This window comes from Pseudomonas putida, from assembly GCF_005080685.1.
In the GTDB taxonomy this organism is placed as follows: Bacteria; Pseudomonadota; Gammaproteobacteria; order Pseudomonadales; family Pseudomonadaceae; genus Aquipseudomonas; species Aquipseudomonas putida_V.
Genome location: NZ_CP039371.1, coordinates 577,017 through 593,741 on the forward strand (window position 1 = coordinate 577,017; position 16,725 = coordinate 593,741).

Here is a 16,725-nt window from a genome sequence, read left to right on the forward strand (position 1 = left end):
CACCCCAATACAGGATTTAAGTCATGTCCCTGACTAACGAACAAATCATCGAAGCAATCGGCCAGAAAACCGTTCTGGAAGTTGTTGAGCTGATCAAAGCAATGGAAGAAACCTTCGGCGTTACCGCTGCTGTTGCCGCTGCTGGCCCAGCTGCTGCTGCTGCCGTTGTTGAAGAGCAGACCGAGTTCAACGTCGTTCTGGTTGAAGCCGGCGACAAGAAAGTGAACGTGATCAAAGCCGTTCGCGAGCTGACCGGTCTGGGCCTGAAAGAAGCCAAAGAGAAAGTCGATGGCGCTCCTCAGGTTGTAGCTGAAGGCGTTTCGAAAGAAGCCGCTGAAGACGCTAAGAAGAAGCTGGAAGAAGCTGGCGCTAAAGTCGAGCTGAAGTAATCTCGACCTTGCGACTCCAGTCCGAGCGTTGAGCGAAGGGCTGATGGCTGGTGGCTTATGCCACCGGCCTTTTTCCGTTATTGGTGGTCGGTCATGCCGGCCCCGATAACAAGCTGCAAGACACCCATGTGGGTGGCGCAAACCAAGGGGTTTGCACGATTTTCTGGCTGCTCCCGCCGGGAGAAGCCAAACAAGCAGGTGACCAAGCTGGGGAACGCTGATGGCTTACTCATACACTGAGAAAAAACGTATCCGCAAGGACTTTAGCAAGTTGCCGGACGTCATGGATGTGCCTTACCTCCTGGCCATCCAGCTGGATTCGTATCGCGAATTCCTGCAAGCGGGAGCATCCAAGGATCACTTCCGCGACGTCGGCCTGCACGCGGCCTTCAAATCGGTATTCCCGATCATCAGCTACTCCGGCAATGCTGCCCTGGAGTACGTAGGCTACCGCCTGGGCGATCCCGCCTTCGATGTGAAGGAATGTGTCCTGCGTGGCGTGACCTTCGCGGTCCCACTGCGGGTAAAGGTGCGCCTGATCATCTTCGACAAGGAATCGTCGAACAAAGCGATCAAGGACATCAAAGAGCAAGAAGTCTACATGGGTGAAATCCCCCTGATGACTGAGAACGGTACCTTCGTTATCAACGGTACCGAGCGTGTGATCGTTTCCCAGCTGCACCGTTCGCCGGGTGTGTTCTTCGACCACGACCGTGGCAAGACCCACAGCTCGGGCAAGCTGCTGTACTCCGCTCGCATCATCCCTTACCGCGGTTCGTGGCTGGACTTCGAGTTCGACCCGAAAGACTGCGTGTTCGTGCGTATCGACCGTCGCCGCAAACTGCCGGCCTCGGTACTGCTGCGTGCGCTGGGCTACAGCACCGAAGAAGTCCTGAACACCTTCTACACCACCAACGTGTTCCACATCTCCGGCGAGAAACTCAGCCTGGAGCTGGTGCCTCAGCGTCTGCGTGGTGAAGTCGCGGTCATGGACATCCTGGACGATACCGGCAAGGTCATCGTCGAGCAGGGTCGTCGTATCACCGCGCGCCACATCAATCAGCTCGAGAAGGCTGGCGTCAACCAGCTGGACGTGCCGATGGAGTACGTGCTGGGCCGTACCACCGCCAAGGCCATCGTTCATCCGGCCACCGGCGAGATCCTGGCCGAGTGCAACACCGAGCTGACCACCGAGCTGCTGATCAAGATCGCCAAGGCTCAGGTCGTCCGCATCGAAACGCTGTACACCAACGACATCGACTGCGGTCCGTTCATTTCGGATACCCTGAAGATCGACACCACCAGCAACCAACTGGAAGCTCTGGTCGAGATCTACCGCATGATGCGTCCAGGCGAGCCGCCAACCAAGGATGCCGCCGAGACCCTGTTCAACAACCTGTTCTTCAGCGCCGAGCGTTACGACCTGTCCGCCGTTGGCCGCATGAAGTTCAACCGTCGTATCGGTCGCACCGAGATCGAAGGTTCGGGCGTGCTGAGCAAGGAAGACATCGTCGAGGTCCTCAAGACCCTGGTCGACATCCGTAACGGCAAAGGTATCGTCGACGACATCGACCACCTGGGTAACCGTCGCGTACGTTGCGTAGGCGAGATGGCCGAGAACCAGTTCCGCGTTGGCCTGGTGCGCGTCGAGCGCGCGGTCAAGGAACGTCTGTCGATGGCCGAAAGCGAAGGCCTGATGCCGCAAGACCTGATCAACGCCAAGCCGGTAGCGGCGGCGGTGAAGGAGTTCTTCGGTTCCAGCCAGCTCTCGCAGTTCATGGACCAGAACAACCCGCTCTCCGAGATCACCTACAAGCGCCGTGTCTCCGCACTCGGCCCGGGCGGTCTGACCCGTGAGCGTGCAGGCTTCGAAGTCCGTGACGTGCACCCGACCCACTACGGCCGTGTGTGCCCGATCGAGACGCCTGAAGGCCCGAACATCGGTCTGATCAACTCCCTGGCAGCCTATGCCCGCACCAACCAGTACGGTTTCCTCGAGAGCCCGTATCGCGTGGTGAAGGAAGGCGTGGTCAGCGACGACATCGTGTTCCTGTCGGCGATCGAAGAAGCCGATCACGTCATCGCTCAGGCTTCGGCCGCGATGAACGAGAAGAAGCAGCTGATCGACGAGCTGGTAGCGGTCCGTCACCTGAACGAATTCACCGTCAAGGCGCCGGAAGACGTCACCCTGATGGACGTTTCGCCGAAGCAGGTTGTCTCGGTCGCAGCGTCGCTGATTCCGTTCCTCGAGCACGACGACGCCAACCGTGCATTGATGGGTTCGAACATGCAGCGTCAGGCGGTACCGACCCTGCGCGCCGACAAGCCGCTGGTAGGTACCGGCATGGAGCGCAACGTTGCCCGTGACTCCGGTGTCTGCGTGGTCGCTCGCCGTGGTGGTGTGATCGACTCGGTCGACGCCAGCCGTATCGTCGTTCGCGTCAATGACGACGAAGTCGAGACCGGTGAAGCAGGTGTGGATATCTACAACCTGACCAAGTACACCCGTTCGAACCAGAACACCTGCATCAACCAGCGTCCGCTGGTGAGCAAGGGCGACAAGGTTCAGCGTAGCGACATCATGGCCGACGGCCCGTCCACCGACATGGGTGAGCTGGCGCTGGGTCAGAACATGCGCATCGCGTTCATGGCGTGGAACGGCTTCAACTTCGAAGACTCCATCTGCCTGTCCGAGCGTGTGGTTCAGGAAGACCGCTTCACTACGATCCACATCCAGGAACTGACCTGTGTGGCCCGTGACACCAAGCTTGGCCCAGAGGAAATCACCGCGGACATCCCGAACGTGGGTGAAGCTGCGCTGAACAAGCTGGACGAAGCCGGTATCGTCTACGTGGGTGCCGAAGTCGGTGCTGGCGACATCCTGGTCGGCAAGGTCACGCCAAAAGGCGAAACCCAGCTGACTCCGGAAGAAAAACTGCTGCGCGCGATCTTCGGTGAGAAGGCCAGCGACGTTAAGGACACCTCCCTGCGCGTGCCGACCGGCACCAAGGGTACCGTCATCGACGTACAGGTCTTCACCCGTGATGGTGTCGAGCGCGACAGCCGCGCCCTGGCCATCGAGAAGATGCAGCTGGACGAGATCCGCAAGGACCTCAACGAAGAGTTTCGCATCGTCGAAGGTGCAACCTTCGAGCGTCTGCGTGCGGCCCTGAACGGTCAGGTTGTCGACGGTGGCGCGGGCCTGAAGAAAGGCACCGTGATCAGCGACGAAGTCCTGAACGGTCTGGAGCACGGCCAGTGGTTCAAACTGCGCATGGCCGAAGATGCACTGAACGAGCAGCTGGAAAAGGCTCAGCAGTACATCGTCGATCGCCGTCGCCTGCTGGACGACAAGTTCGAAGACAAGAAGCGCAAGCTGCAGCAGGGCGATGACCTGGCACCGGGCGTACTGAAGATCGTCAAGGTCTACCTGGCAATCCGCCGTCGCATCCAGCCGGGTGACAAGATGGCCGGTCGTCACGGTAACAAGGGTGTCGTCTCGGTGATCATGCCGGTCGAAGACATGCCGCACGACGCCAACGGTACTCCGGTCGACGTCGTACTGAACCCGCTGGGCGTACCTTCGCGTATGAACGTCGGTCAGATCCTCGAAACCCACCTGGGCCTGGCGGCCAAGGGTCTGGGCGAGAAGATCGACCGCATGATCGAAGAGCAGCGTAAAGTCGCTGAGCTGCGTACCTTCCTCACCGAGATCTACAACGAGATCGGTGGTCGTCAGGAGAAGCTGGAAGAGTTCTCCGACGAAGAGATCATTGCACTGGCCAACAACCTGAAGAAAGGCGTGCCGATGGCAACTCCAGTCTTCGATGGTGCCAAGGAGCGTGAGATCAAGGCCATGCTGAAGCTCGCGGATCTGCCGGAAAGCGGCCAGATGCAGCTGTTCGATGGTCGCACCGGCAACAAGTTCGAGCGTCCTGTGACCGTTGGTTACATGTACATGCTCAAGCTGAACCACTTGGTGGACGACAAGATGCACGCGCGTTCCACTGGTTCCTACAGCCTGGTTACCCAGCAGCCGCTGGGTGGTAAGGCGCAGTTCGGTGGTCAGCGTTTCGGGGAGATGGAAGTGTGGGCGCTGGAAGCATACGGCGCGGCATACACCCTGCAAGAAATGCTCACAGTGAAGTCGGACGACGTGAACGGCCGTACCAAGATGTACAAGAACATCGTGGATGGCGATCACCGTATGGAGCCGGGCATGCCCGAGTCCTTCAACGTGTTGATCAAAGAGATCCGTTCGCTCGGTATCGATATCGATCTGGAAACCGAATAACACGTGACGCGAATGGGAGCGGGGCAGGTAATGCCCGCTTCCTGCTCCGCCAGGAGGAAAGGCCTTGAAAGACCTACTGAATTTGCTGAAAAACCAGGGTCAAGTCGAAGAGTTCGACGCCATCCGCATCGGTCTGGCGTCGCCTGAAATGATCCGTTCGTGGTCGTTCGGTGAAGTTAAGAAGCCGGAAACCATCAACTACCGTACGTTCAAGCCTGAGCGTGACGGCCTGTTCTGCGCCAAGATCTTTGGCCCAGTCAAGGACTACGAGTGCCTGTGCGGCAAGTACAAGCGCCTCAAGCACCGCGGTGTGATCTGCGAGAAGTGCGGCGTTGAAGTTGCCCTGGCCAAGGTTCGTCGTGAGCGCATGGCGCACATCGAACTGGCCTCGCCGGTTGCCCACATCTGGTTCCTGAAGTCGCTGCCGTCCCGTATCGGCCTGCTGATGGACATGACCCTGCGTGATATCGAGCGCGTGCTCTACTTCGAGAGCTACGTCGTGATCGACCCGGGCATGACCACCCTCGAAAAGGGCCAGCTGCTGAACGACGAGCAGTACTTCGAAGCGCTGGAAGAGTTCGGTGACGACTTCGACGCCCGCATGGGTGCCGAGGCTGTCCGCGAGCTGCTGCACGCTATCGACCTGGAGCACGAGATCGGTCGCCTGCGTGAAGAGATTCCGCAGACCAACTCGGAAACCAAGATCAAGAAGCTGTCCAAGCGCCTGAAGCTGATGGAAGCTTTCCAGGGCTCGGGCAACCTGCCTGAGTGGATGGTCCTGACCGTCCTGCCAGTGCTGCCGCCGGACCTGCGTCCGCTGGTTCCGCTGGATGGCGGCCGCTTCGCGACTTCCGACCTGAACGACCTGTATCGTCGGGTGATCAACCGTAACAACCGTCTGAAGCGCCTGCTCGATCTGTCGGCGCCGGACATCATCGTGCGCAACGAAAAGCGCATGCTGCAGGAAGCGGTCGACGCCCTGCTGGACAACGGCCGTCGCGGTCGCGCCATCACTGGCTCGAACAAGCGTCCGCTGAAGTCCCTGGCCGACATGATCAAAGGTAAGCAAGGTCGCTTCCGTCAGAACTTGCTCGGTAAGCGTGTGGACTACTCCGGCCGTTCGGTAATTACCGTAGGTCCGACCCTGCGTCTGCACCAGTGCGGTCTGCCGAAGAAGATGGCGCTCGAGCTGTTCAAGCCGTTCATTTTCGGCAAGCTGGAAATGCGTGGTCTGGCGACCACCATCAAGGCCGCCAAGAAGATGGTCGAGCGCGAGCTGCCAGAGGTTTGGGACGTGCTCGCCGAGGTGATCCGCGAACACCCCGTACTGCTCAACCGTGCACCGACCCTGCACCGTCTGGGTATCCAGGCGTTCGAGCCGGTTCTCATCGAAGGCAAGGCTATCCAGCTGCACCCGCTGGTCTGCGCCGCGTACAACGCCGACTTCGACGGTGACCAGATGGCCGTTCACGTGCCGCTGACCCTGGAAGCCCAGCTCGAAGCGCGCGCGCTGATGATGTCGACCAACAACATCCTGTCGCCAGCCAACGGTGAGCCGATCATCGTTCCGTCGCAGGACGTTGTACTGGGTCTGTACTACATGACCCGTGAAGCCATCAACGCCAAGGGCGAAGGTCGCGTATTCGCCGACCTGCAGGAAGTCGACCGCGTATTCCGCGCCGGCGAAGCTGCCCTGCACGCGAAAATCAAGGTTCGTATCAACGAAACCGTGAAGGATCGCGATGGCAGCGTGACCAAGAACACCCGCATCGTCGACACCACCGTCGGCCGTGCGCTGCTGTTCCAGGTTGTACCGGCAGGTCTGCCGTACGACGTGGTCAACCAGCCGATGAAGAAAAAGGCGATCTCCAAGCTGATCAACCAGTGCTATCGCGTGGTAGGTCTGAAAGAGACCGTGATCTTCGCTGACCAGCTGATGTACACCGGTTTCGCCTACTCGACCATTTCCGGCGTCTCCATCGGTGTTAACGACTTCGTTATCCCGGACGAGAAGGCTCGCATCATCGGTACCGCTACCGACGAAGTGAAGGAAATCGAGAGCCAGTACGCCTCCGGCCTGGTAACCCAGGGCGAGAAGTACAACAAGGTCATCGACTTGTGGTCCAAGGCGAACGATGAAGTGTCCAAGGCGATGATGGCCAACCTCTCGAAAGAGAAGGTCATCGACCGCGATGGCAACGAAGTCGACCAAGAGTCCTTCAACTCGATGTACATGATGGCTGACTCGGGTGCGCGGGGTTCCGCAGCCCAGATCCGTCAGCTGGCCGGTATGCGTGGTCTGATGGCCAAGCCGGACGGCTCGATCATCGAGACGCCGATCACCGCGAACTTCCGTGAAGGTCTGAGCGTACTGCAGTACTTCATCTCGACCCACGGTGCTCGTAAAGGTCTGGCGGATACCGCACTGAAGACCGCGAACTCCGGTTACCTGACTCGTCGTCTGGTAGACGTGGCGCAGGATCTGGTCGTGACCGAGATCGATTGCGGCACCGACCAGGGTCTGGTCATGACCCCGCACATCGAAGGCGGCGACGTTGTCGAGCCGCTGGGTGAGCGCGTTCTGGGCCGTGTCATCGCTCGCGACGTGTTCAAGCCGGGCACCGAGGACGTCATCGTTCCGGCCGGTACCCTGGTCGACGAGAAGTGGGTCGAGTTCATCGAGCTGAACAGCATCGACGAAGTCGTCGTGCGTTCGCCGATCAACTGCGAAACCCGCTACGGCATCTGCGCCAAGTGCTACGGTCGTGACCTGGCGCGTGGTCACCAGGTGAACATCGGTGAAGCTGTCGGCGTTATCGCTGCTCAGTCGATCGGTGAGCCGGGTACCCAGCTGACCATGCGTACGTTCCACATCGGTGGTGCTGCAAGCCGTACCTCGGCTGCCGACAGCGTCCAGGTGAAGAACGGCGGTATGGTGCGTCTGCACAACCTGAAGCAGGTCGAGCGTGCTGACGGCAACCTGGTTGCTGTATCGCGTTCCGGCGAGCTGGCCATTGCCGATGAATTCGGTCGTGAGCGTGAGCGTTACAAGCTGCCTTACGGTGCGGTGATTTCGGTCAAGGAAGGTGACAAGGTCGAAGCTGGCGCCATCGTCGCCAAGTGGGACCCGCACACCCACCCGATCGTGACCGAGCTGAAAGGTACCGTGACCTTCGTGGGCATGGAAGAAAACATCACCATCAAGCGCCAGACCGACGAACTGACCGGCCTGACCAACATCGAAGTTCTGGACGTCAAGGATCGCCCTGCCGCAGGCAAGGAAATCCGTCCGGCAATCAAGATGGTCGACGCCAACGGCAAGGACCTGTACCTGCCAGGTACCGACGTACCGGCTCAGTACTTCCTGCCGGCCAACGCCCTGGTCGGTGTGGCTGACGGTGCCCAGATCGGAGTTGGTGACGTTATCGCGCGTATCCCGCAAGAAACGTCGAAGACCCGTGACATCACCGGTGGTCTGCCGCGCGTTGCCGACCTGTTCGAAGCGCGCCGTCCGAAAGAAGCCTCGATCCTGGCGGAAGTCAGCGGCACCATCGCGTTCGGTAAGGAAACCAAGGGCAAGCGTCGTCTGGTCATTACTCCGACCGATGGCAGCGATCCGTACGAAGAGCTGATTCCGAAGTGGCGCCACCTGAACGTCTTCGAAGGCGAACAGGTAAACCGCGGCGAAGTTATCTCCGACGGCCCGAGCGATCCGCACGACATCCTGCGTCTGCTGGGTGTGAGCGCGCTGGCGAAGTACATCGTCAACGAGATCCAGGACGTTTACCGTCTGCAAGGCGTGAAGATCAACGACAAGCACATCGAGACCATCCTGCGTCAGATGCTGCGTAAGGTCGAGATCTCCGAGTCGGGCGATTCCAGCTTCATCAAGGGCGACCAGATGGAACTGACCCAGGTACTGGTAGAGAACGAGCGTCTCGCCAGCGAGGACAAGTTCATCTCCAAGTTCACCCGTGTGCTGCTGGGTATCACCAAGGCCTCGCTGTCGACCGAGTCGTTCATCTCCGCGGCTTCCTTCCAGGAAACCACCCGCGTACTGACCGAAGCGGCCGTCACCGGCAAGCGCGATTACCTGCGCGGCCTGAAAGAGAACGTGGTCGTGGGTCGTCTGATCCCGGCGGGTACCGGTCTGGCCTACCACAGCGAGCGCAAGCGTCGCCGTGATGCCGACAAACCGCTGCGCGTAAGTGCCAGTGAGGTGGAAGCCGCACTGACCGAAGCGTTGAATTCCAGCGGTAACTAAGTACAGGGCATGGCCCCGGCAAGCCCCGAACGGTCGTCGATGACATGAATTGTTGCCGATGACCGGGCGGGGAGGGCCGGGGCCTCGTCTTGACTGGGTGCAAGATCCTCCGTAGACTTTTGTACCCTTAAATTTGGTGAGGCTCCGTCTCGCCAATTTTTGGCTTTCTTGCAAGACAATAGAGTCGCAAGACAATCAGTGGAGCTAGTAGATGGCAACTATCAACCAGCTGGTACGTCAGCCGCGTAAGCGTTCGGTCGAGAAGTCCGACGTTCCTGCGCTGCAGAACTGCCCGCAACGTCGTGGCGTGTGCACCCGCGTGTACACCACCACGCCGAAAAAACCTAACTCGGCACTGCGTAAAGTATGCCGTGTGCGTCTGACCAACGGTTTCGAGGTTTCCTCGTACATCGGTGGTGAAGGCCACAACCTGCAAGAGCACAGCGTCGTCCTGATCCGTGGCGGCCGTGTAAAAGACTTGCCAGGTGTTCGTTACCACACCGTTCGCGGCTCTCTGGATACTTCGGGCGTTAAAGGCCGTAACCAGGGTCGTTCGAAGTACGGTACCAAGCGTCCGAAGTAATCGGTCGTTTGCAGGCATCCATTTTTTTTGAGTCGATAAGAGTAAGGTCGGGCAGGGGTCGTAGACCCACGTCCCGGGCTAACCTGAAGACCGTTTGAGGGCTTATCATGCCAAGACGTCGTGTAGCAGCAAAACGTGAGATTCTGGACGATCCTAAATACGGATCCCAAATCCTCGCCAAGTTCATGAACCACGTGATGGAAAGCGGCAAGAAGGCCGTAGCCGAGCGCATCGTTTACGGTGCACTGGATACTGTCAAAGCACGCAAGAACAGCGACCCCCTGGAAATCTTCGAGAAAGCTCTCGACGCCATCGCTCCGCTGGTCGAAGTAAAGTCCCGTCGTGTCGGCGGTGCCACTTACCAGGTCCCGGTTGAAGTTCGTCCATCCCGTCGTAACGCTCTGGCAATGCGCTGGCTCGTAGACTACGCCCGCAAGCGCGGCGAGAAGTCGATGGCTCTGCGTCTGGCCGGCGAACTGCTGGATGCTGCCGAAGGCAAAGGTGCTGCAGTCAAGAAGCGTGAAGACGTGCACCGTATGGCTGAAGCCAACAAAGCGTTCTCGCACTACCGCTTCTAATTCAAGCATCAATCATTTTGCGAGGGCTTTATGGCTCGTACTACAGCAATTAACCGCTACCGTAACATCGGTATCTGTGCTCACGTTGACGCGGGCAAGACTACCACTACCGAGCGGATCCTGTTCTACACAGGTCTGAGCCACAAGATGGGCGAGGTGCATGACGGCGCCGCGACCACCGACTGGATGGTGCAGGAGCAGGAGCGCGGTATCACCATTACCTCCGCTGCCGTTACCACCTTCTGGAAAGGTTCCCGTGGTCAGTATGACAACTACCGCGTAAACGTCATCGATACCCCCGGCCACGTTGACTTCACCATTGAAGTAGAGCGTTCGCTGCGTGTACTCGACGGCGCGGTCGTTGTGTTCTGCGGTACCTCCGGCGTTGAGCCGCAGTCCGAAACCGTATGGCGTCAGGCCAACAAGTACGGCGTTCCACGTGTTGTCTACGTGAACAAGATGGACCGTGCTGGTGCCAACTTCCTGCGCGTTATCGGCCAGATCAAGAACCGCCTGGGTCACACCCCGGTTCCGGTCCAGCTGGCTATCGGCGCTGAAGATGACTTCCAGGGTCAGGTTGACCTGATCAAGATGAAGGCCATCTACTGGAACGATGACGACAAAGGTACTTCCTATCGCGAGGAAGAGATTCCTGCCGAGCTGGTAGACCTGGCCAACGAATGGCGCAACAACATGGTCGAGGCTGCTGCCGAGGCCAACGAAGAACTGATGAACAAGTACCTTGAAGAAGGTGACCTGTCCGTCGAAGAGATCAAGGCTGGTCTGCGCATTCGTACCCTGGCGAGCGAGATCGTTCCTGCTGTCTGCGGTTCCTCGTTCAAGAACAAGGGTGTTCCCCTGGTTCTCGACGCCGTCATTGATTACCTGCCTGCGCCAACCGAGATCCCTGCGATCAAGGGTATCCACCCTGATCTGATCGACGTGCCGAAGGATGAAGTCAAGCCAGAGCAGTACGACGAGCGTCCTGCTGACGACGACGAGCCGTTCTCGGCCTTGGCGTTCAAGATTGCCACCGACCCGTTCGTTGGTACTCTGACCTTCGTCCGCGTTTATTCGGGCTTCCTGACCTCCGGTGACTCCGTCATCAACTCGGTCAAGGGCAAGAAAGAGCGCGTTGGTCGTATGGTGCAGATGCACGCCAACCAGCGTGAAGAGATCAAGGAAGTACGTGCAGGCGACATCGCTGCTCTGATCGGCATGAAGGACGTCACCACCGGTGACACCCTGTGCAACGCCGACAAGCCGATCATCCTCGAGCGTATGGACTTCCCTGAGCCGGTGATTTCGCTCTCCGTAGAGCCGAAGACCAAGGCTGACCAGGAGAAGATGGGTATCGCACTGGGCAAGCTGGCCCAGGAAGACCCGTCGTTCCGCGTCAAGACCGACGAAGAAACCGGCCAGACCATCATCTCCGGTATGGGTGAGCTGCACCTGGACATCCTCGTTGACCGCATGAAGCGCGAGTTCAACGTCGAGTGCAACGTCGGCAAGCCGCAGGTTTCGTACCGCGAGAAGATCACCAAATCCAACGTCGAGATCGAAGGTAAGTTCGTTCGTCAGTCGGGTGGTCGTGGTCAGTTCGGTCACTGCTGGATCCGTTTCTCGGAGCCGGACGTCGACGAGAAGGGCAATATCACCGAAGGTCTGGTCTTCACCAACGAAGTCGTTGGTGGTGTGATTCCTAAGGAATTCATCGCCCCGATCCAGAAGGGTATCGAAGAGCAGATGAAAAACGGCGTTGTTGCCGGCTATCCGCTGCTCGGCCTGAAGGCTACGGTATTCGACGGTTCGTACCACGACGTCGACTCCAACGAAATGGCGTTCAAGATCGCCGCTTCGATGGCGACCAAGCAACTGGCCCAGAAGGGCGGTGGCGTGGTGCTTGAGCCGATCATGAAGGTCGAAGTTGTAACCCCGGAAGACTACCTGGGTGACGTGATGGGTGACCTGAGCCGTCGTCGCGGGATGATCCAGGGTAATGAAGACTCGGTGTCCGGCAAGGTAATCACTGCTGAGGTACCGCTCGGAGAGATGTTCGGTTACGCAACCGACGTTCGTTCCATGTCTCAGGGTCGCGCAAGCTACTCCATGGAATTCTCCAAATACGCCGAAGCTCCGTCGAACATCGTCGAAGCACTCGTAAAAAAACAAGGCTAATCCCCTTTAGGCAAGAGGTTCACTGTCGTGGCTAAAGAAAAATTTGATCGTTCCCTTCCCCACGTTAACGTCGGCACTATCGGCCACGTTGACCACGGTAAGACCACTCTGACCGCAGCTCTGACTCGCGTCTGCTCCGAAGTTTTCGGTTCGGCAGTCGTTGAGTTCGACAAGATCGACTCGGCTCCGGAAGAAAAAGCGCGCGGTATCACCATCAACACCGCTCACGTCGAGTACAACTCGAACATTCGTCACTATGCTCACGTTGACTGCCCGGGTCACGCTGACTACGTGAAGAACATGATCACCGGTGCTGCCCAGATGGACGGCGCGATCCTGGTTTGCTCGGCCGCCGATGGTCCGATGCCACAAACCCGTGAGCACATCCTGCTGTCCCGTCAGGTTGGCGTTCCGTACATCGTGGTCTTCCTGAACAAGGCTGACCTGGTAGACGACGCTGAGCTGCTGGAACTGGTCGAGATGGAAGTTCGCGACCTGCTGTCCACCTACGACTTCCCAGGCGACGACACCCCGATCATCATCGGTTCGGCTCGTATGGCGCTGGAAGGCAAAGACGACAACGAAATGGGCACTACCGCTGTCAAGAAGCTGGTAGAAACTCTGGATGCCTACATCCCTGAGCCAGTTCGTGCCATCGACCAGCCATTCCTGATGCCGATCGAAGACGTATTCTCGATCTCGGGTCGTGGTACCGTTGTTACCGGTCGTATCGAGCGTGGTATCGTCCGCGTTCAGGATCCGCTGGAAATCGTTGGTCTGCGTGACACCTCCACCACCACCTGCACCGGTGTTGAGATGTTCCGCAAGCTGCTGGACGAAGGTCGTGCTGGCGAGAACTGCGGCGTTCTGCTGCGTGGTACCAAGCGTGACGACGTTGAGCGTGGCCAGGTTCTGGTCAAGCCAGGTTCGGTCAAGCCGCACACCAAGTTCACCGCAGAAGTCTACGTCCTGTCGAAGGAAGAAGGCGGTCGTCACACTCCGTTCTTCAAAGGCTACCGTCCTCAGTTCTACTTCCGTACCACTGACGTGACCGGTAACTGCGAACTGCCGGAAGGCGTTGAAATGGTAATGCCAGGTGACAACATTCAGATGACTGTCACCCTGATCAAGACCATCGCAATGGAAGACGGTCTGCGCTTCGCTATCCGTGAAGGCGGTCGTACCGTCGGCGCCGGCGTCGTAGCAAAAATCATCGAGTAATCACTCGACCGATTGAAAAAACCCCCGCTCAGCGGGGGTTTTTTTTATTGGGTTGACACTAAATGGGGGCGTCTATAGAATCACGCCTCCTTTTAGCGGGCGTAGTGCGTCCGTTGGGAACAGCCTGGAGTCTGAAATCCAATGCAAAATCAGCAAATCCGTATCAGGTTGAAGGCTTTCGACCATCGCCTGATCGACCAATCCACCCAGGAAATCGTGGAAACCGCGAAACGTACTGGTGCACAAGTGCGTGGTCCAATTCCACTGCCTACCCGCAAAGAGCGTTTCACCGTTCTGGTTTCCCCGCACGTCAACAAAGACGCGCGTGACCAGTACGAGATTCGCACTCATAAGCGTGTTCTGGACATCGTCCAGCCAACGGATAAAACCGTTGACGCGCTGATGAAGCTCGATCTGGCGGCAGGTGTGGAAGTACAGATCAGCCTCGGCTAAGACTTCGGTCTGGTCGTGTAACGCTCTGAAATGGGCGGCCATAGCGGGTGAAAGCCCCGTACACTCATGAGGTTTACAACATGACTATTGGTGTAATCGGTCGCAAGTGCGGTATGACCCGCATTTTCACCGAAGAAGGTGTCTCCATTCCGGTCACGGTCATCGAGATCGAGCCGAATCGCGTCACCCAGTTCAAAACTGAAGAAACCGATGGCTACCGTGCAGTGCAAGTCACTGTCGGCGAGCGTCGTGCTTCGCGTGTGACTGCCGCTCAGGCAGGCCACTTCGCCAAGGCTAACGTTGCCGCTGGTCGCGGTGTTTGGGAGTTCCGTCTTGAAGAAGGCGATTTCCAGGCTGGCGATCTGATCAAAGCTGAACTCTTCGCTGCAGGCCAGCTGGTAGACGTAACCGGTCAGTCCAAAGGTAAAGGCTTCGCCGGTACCATCAAGCGCTGGAACTTCCGTGGCCAGGACAACACGCACGGTAACTCCGTGTCGCACCGTGTCCCAGGTTCCATCGGCCAGTGCCAGACTCCTGGTCGTGTGTTCAAGGGCAAGAAAATGTCCGGTCACATGGGCGCCGAGCGCGTGACTGTTCAGTCCCTGGAAGTAGTACGCGTAGACGCTGAGCGCAACCTGCTGCTGGTCAAGGGTGCCGTTCCTGGCGCTACTGGCGGCGACGTGGTTGTACGTCCAGCTGTCAAGGCTCGCGGTTAAGGGGAAACTGACATGCAACTTAATGTAAATGACGCTCAGGCGATCGAAGTTTCCGAACTGACTTTCGGTGGCGAATTCAACGAGACGCTGGTACACCAAGCAGTCGTGGCCTACATGGCCGGCGGCCGTCAGGGCACCAAGCAGCAGAAGACCCGTTCCGACGTGGCTGGTGGCGGTAAGCGCCCATGGCGTCAGAAGGGTACTGGCCGTGCTCGTGCTGGTACCACTCGTGGTCCGATCTGGCGTGGCGGTGGTGTTACCTTCGCAGCCCGTCCTCAAGATCACTCGCAGAAGCTCAACAAGAAGATGTACCGCGCTGCCCTGCGCTCCATCCTCGCTGAGCTGGTGCGTAGCGACCGTCTGGTCGTGGTTCAGGACTTCGCTGTCGAAGCCCCGAAAACCAAAGATCTGCTGAACAAGCTGAACGGCATGGGTCTGAGCGACGTACTGATCGTTTCGGACGCTGTTGATCAGAACCTGTACCTGGCTGCTCGCAACCTGCCGCACGTCGACGTACGTGACGTTCAAGGTTCCGACCCGGTCAGTCTGATCGCATACGAGAAAGTGTTGATCACTGTCTCGGCCGTGAAGAAATTCGAGGAGCTGCTGGGATGAACCAGGAACGCGTATTTAAAGTCCTCCTTGGCCCGCACGTTTCCGAGAAGGCTACCGTTCTGGCTGAGAAAAAAGGCCAGTTCGTATTCAAGGTTGCTACCGATGCAACCAAGCTGGAAATCAAGAAAGCTGTCGAAGGCCTGTTCAACGTAAAAGTTGAAAACGTGTCGACTGTTAACGTTCTGGGTAAAACCAAGCGTACCGCACGTGGTCTGGGCAAGCGTAATGACTGGAAGAAGGCGATCGTCTCCCTTCAGCCAGGCCAAGATCTCGATTTCAGCAGCAGTGCTGAGTAAGGAAGGGGTGCATCATGGCAATCGTTAAATGCAAACCGACTTCCCCTGGCCGCCGTTTCGTGGTCAAGGTGGTCAACAAGGAGCTGCACAAAGGCGCTCCTCACGCACCGCTGATCGAGAAAAAATCGAAGTCTGGTGGTCGTAACAACAATGGCCGCATTACCACTCGTCACGTTGGTGGTGGTCACAAGCAGCATTACCGTCTGGTCGACTTCCGTCGCAACGACAAAGATGGCATTCCAGCCACTGTCGAGCGTATCGAATACGATCCAAACCGTACTGCTCACATCGCCCTGCTGTGCTACGCAGACGGTGAGCGTCGCTACATCATCGCCCCTAAAGGCGTGAGCGCTGGCGATCAGCTGATCGCAGGTGCACTGGCCCCAATCAAGGCCGGTAACTCCCTGCAGCTGCGCAACATTCCAGTAGGTAGCACCATTCACGGCATCGAACTGAAGCCGGGTAAAGGTGCTCAGATCGCTCGTTCCGCTGGTGCTTCGGCTCAGCTGATCGCTCGCGAAGGTGTCTACGTGACCCTGCGTCTGCGCTCTGGTGAAATGCGTAAAGTCCTGGCTGAGTGCCGTGCGACCCTGGGCGAAGTCTCGAACTCCGAGCACAGCCTGCGTTCGCTGGGTAAAGCTGGTGCCAAACGCTGGCGCGGCGTTCGCCCAACCGTTCGTGGTGTTGCCATGAACCCGGTTGACCACCCGCATGGTGGTGGTGAAGGTCGTACCTCCGGTGGTCGTCATCCGGTATCGCCATGGGGCTTCCCAACCAAGGGTGCGAAAACCCGTGGTAATAAGCGTACCGACAACATGATCGTCCGTCGTCGCAAGTAACTAGAGGGATACGACAGTGCCACGTTCTCTGAAAAAAGGTCCTTTTATCGATCTTCACCTGCTGAAGAAGGTCGAAGTGGCGGTGGAGAAGAACGATCGCAAGCCAGTTAAAACCTGGTCGCGTCGTTCGATGATCCTGCCACAAATGGTCGGTCTGACCATCGCGGTTCATAACGGTCGCCAGCATGTCCCAGTTCTCGTGAACGAAGACATGGTCGGCCACAAACTGGGCGAGTTCGCCGGTACCCGCACCTATCGCGGGCACGTGGCTGACAAGAAAGCCAAGCGTTAAGGGGTAA

General features: G+C 58.2%; 13 protein-coding genes. All 13 read left to right on the forward strand.

The genetic code is table 11. The annotated features are described in order from the left end of the window. Window positions 1-23 precede the first annotated feature (23 nt). Window positions 24-389 carry a 50S ribosomal protein L7/L12 gene (gene rplL / locus E6B08_RS02760; RefSeq protein WP_003255496.1) on the forward strand — a complete coding sequence of 122 codons (366 nt, stop codon included), beginning with the start codon at window positions 24-26 and terminating at the stop codon, window positions 387-389. 220 nt (window positions 390-609) lie between these two features. Then, window positions 610-4,683, forward strand: coding sequence for a DNA-directed RNA polymerase subunit beta (gene rpoB, locus E6B08_RS02765; RefSeq protein ID WP_136912672.1), 4,074 nt, complete (start codon window positions 610-612; stop codon window positions 4,681-4,683). A gap of 64 nt (window positions 4,684-4,747) precedes the next feature. Next, window positions 4,748-8,947 (forward strand): DNA-directed RNA polymerase subunit beta', encoded by a 4,200-nt coding sequence (gene rpoC / locus E6B08_RS02770; protein ID WP_136912673.1) that lies wholly within the window; start codon window positions 4,748-4,750, stop codon window positions 8,945-8,947. A 211-nt stretch (window positions 8,948-9,158) separates the two neighbouring features. Continuing rightward, window positions 9,159-9,530 carry a 30S ribosomal protein S12 gene (rpsL, locus tag E6B08_RS02775; protein WP_003255492.1) on the forward strand — a complete coding sequence of 124 codons (372 nt, stop codon included), beginning with the start codon at window positions 9,159-9,161 and terminating at the stop codon, window positions 9,528-9,530. 107 nt (window positions 9,531-9,637) lie between these two features. Then, window positions 9,638-10,108, forward strand: a complete 471-nt coding sequence (gene rpsG, locus E6B08_RS02780) for a 30S ribosomal protein S7 (protein ID WP_003246741.1) — start codon at window positions 9,638-9,640, stop codon at window positions 10,106-10,108. A gap of 30 nt (window positions 10,109-10,138) precedes the next feature. Continuing rightward, a complete protein-coding gene (gene fusA, locus E6B08_RS02785; protein WP_136912674.1) occupies window positions 10,139-12,286 on the forward strand; it encodes an elongation factor G in 2,148 nt (715 codons plus the stop codon). A gap of 27 nt (window positions 12,287-12,313) precedes the next feature. Next, window positions 12,314-13,507 carry an elongation factor Tu gene (gene tuf / locus E6B08_RS02790; protein WP_054881963.1) on the forward strand — a complete coding sequence of 398 codons (1,194 nt, stop codon included), beginning with the start codon at window positions 12,314-12,316 and terminating at the stop codon, window positions 13,505-13,507. Between the two features lie 141 nt (window positions 13,508-13,648). Further along, the gene (gene rpsJ, locus E6B08_RS02795) at window positions 13,649-13,960 is read left to right on the forward strand and encodes a 30S ribosomal protein S10 (RefSeq protein WP_003186070.1); all 312 of its coding nucleotides are present in this window, start codon (window positions 13,649-13,651) and stop codon (window positions 13,958-13,960) included. A gap of 80 nt (window positions 13,961-14,040) precedes the next feature. Next, window positions 14,041-14,676: a 50S ribosomal protein L3 gene (gene rplC, locus E6B08_RS02800; RefSeq protein WP_028633080.1), complete on the forward strand. Its 636-nt coding sequence runs from the start codon at window positions 14,041-14,043 to the stop codon at window positions 14,674-14,676. Between the two features lie 12 nt (window positions 14,677-14,688). Beyond that, the gene (gene rplD / locus E6B08_RS02805) at window positions 14,689-15,291 is read left to right on the forward strand and encodes a 50S ribosomal protein L4 (protein ID WP_003255485.1); all 603 of its coding nucleotides are present in this window, start codon (window positions 14,689-14,691) and stop codon (window positions 15,289-15,291) included. Next, on the forward strand, window positions 15,288-15,587 hold the full coding sequence (rplW, locus tag E6B08_RS02810; RefSeq protein ID WP_003255484.1) for a 50S ribosomal protein L23: 300 nt from the start codon (window positions 15,288-15,290) through the stop codon (window positions 15,585-15,587). Before rplD ends, rplW begins: the two co-directional genes overlap by 4 nt. A 14-nt stretch (window positions 15,588-15,601) precedes the next feature. Continuing rightward, window positions 15,602-16,426, forward strand: a complete 825-nt coding sequence (gene rplB / locus E6B08_RS02815; RefSeq protein WP_003255483.1) for a 50S ribosomal protein L2 — start codon at window positions 15,602-15,604, stop codon at window positions 16,424-16,426. A 16-nt stretch (window positions 16,427-16,442) separates the two neighbouring features. Further along, window positions 16,443-16,718 carry a 30S ribosomal protein S19 gene (rpsS, locus tag E6B08_RS02820; RefSeq protein WP_003255482.1) on the forward strand — a complete coding sequence of 92 codons (276 nt, stop codon included), beginning with the start codon at window positions 16,443-16,445 and terminating at the stop codon, window positions 16,716-16,718. Window positions 16,719-16,725: the final 7 nt, after the last annotated feature.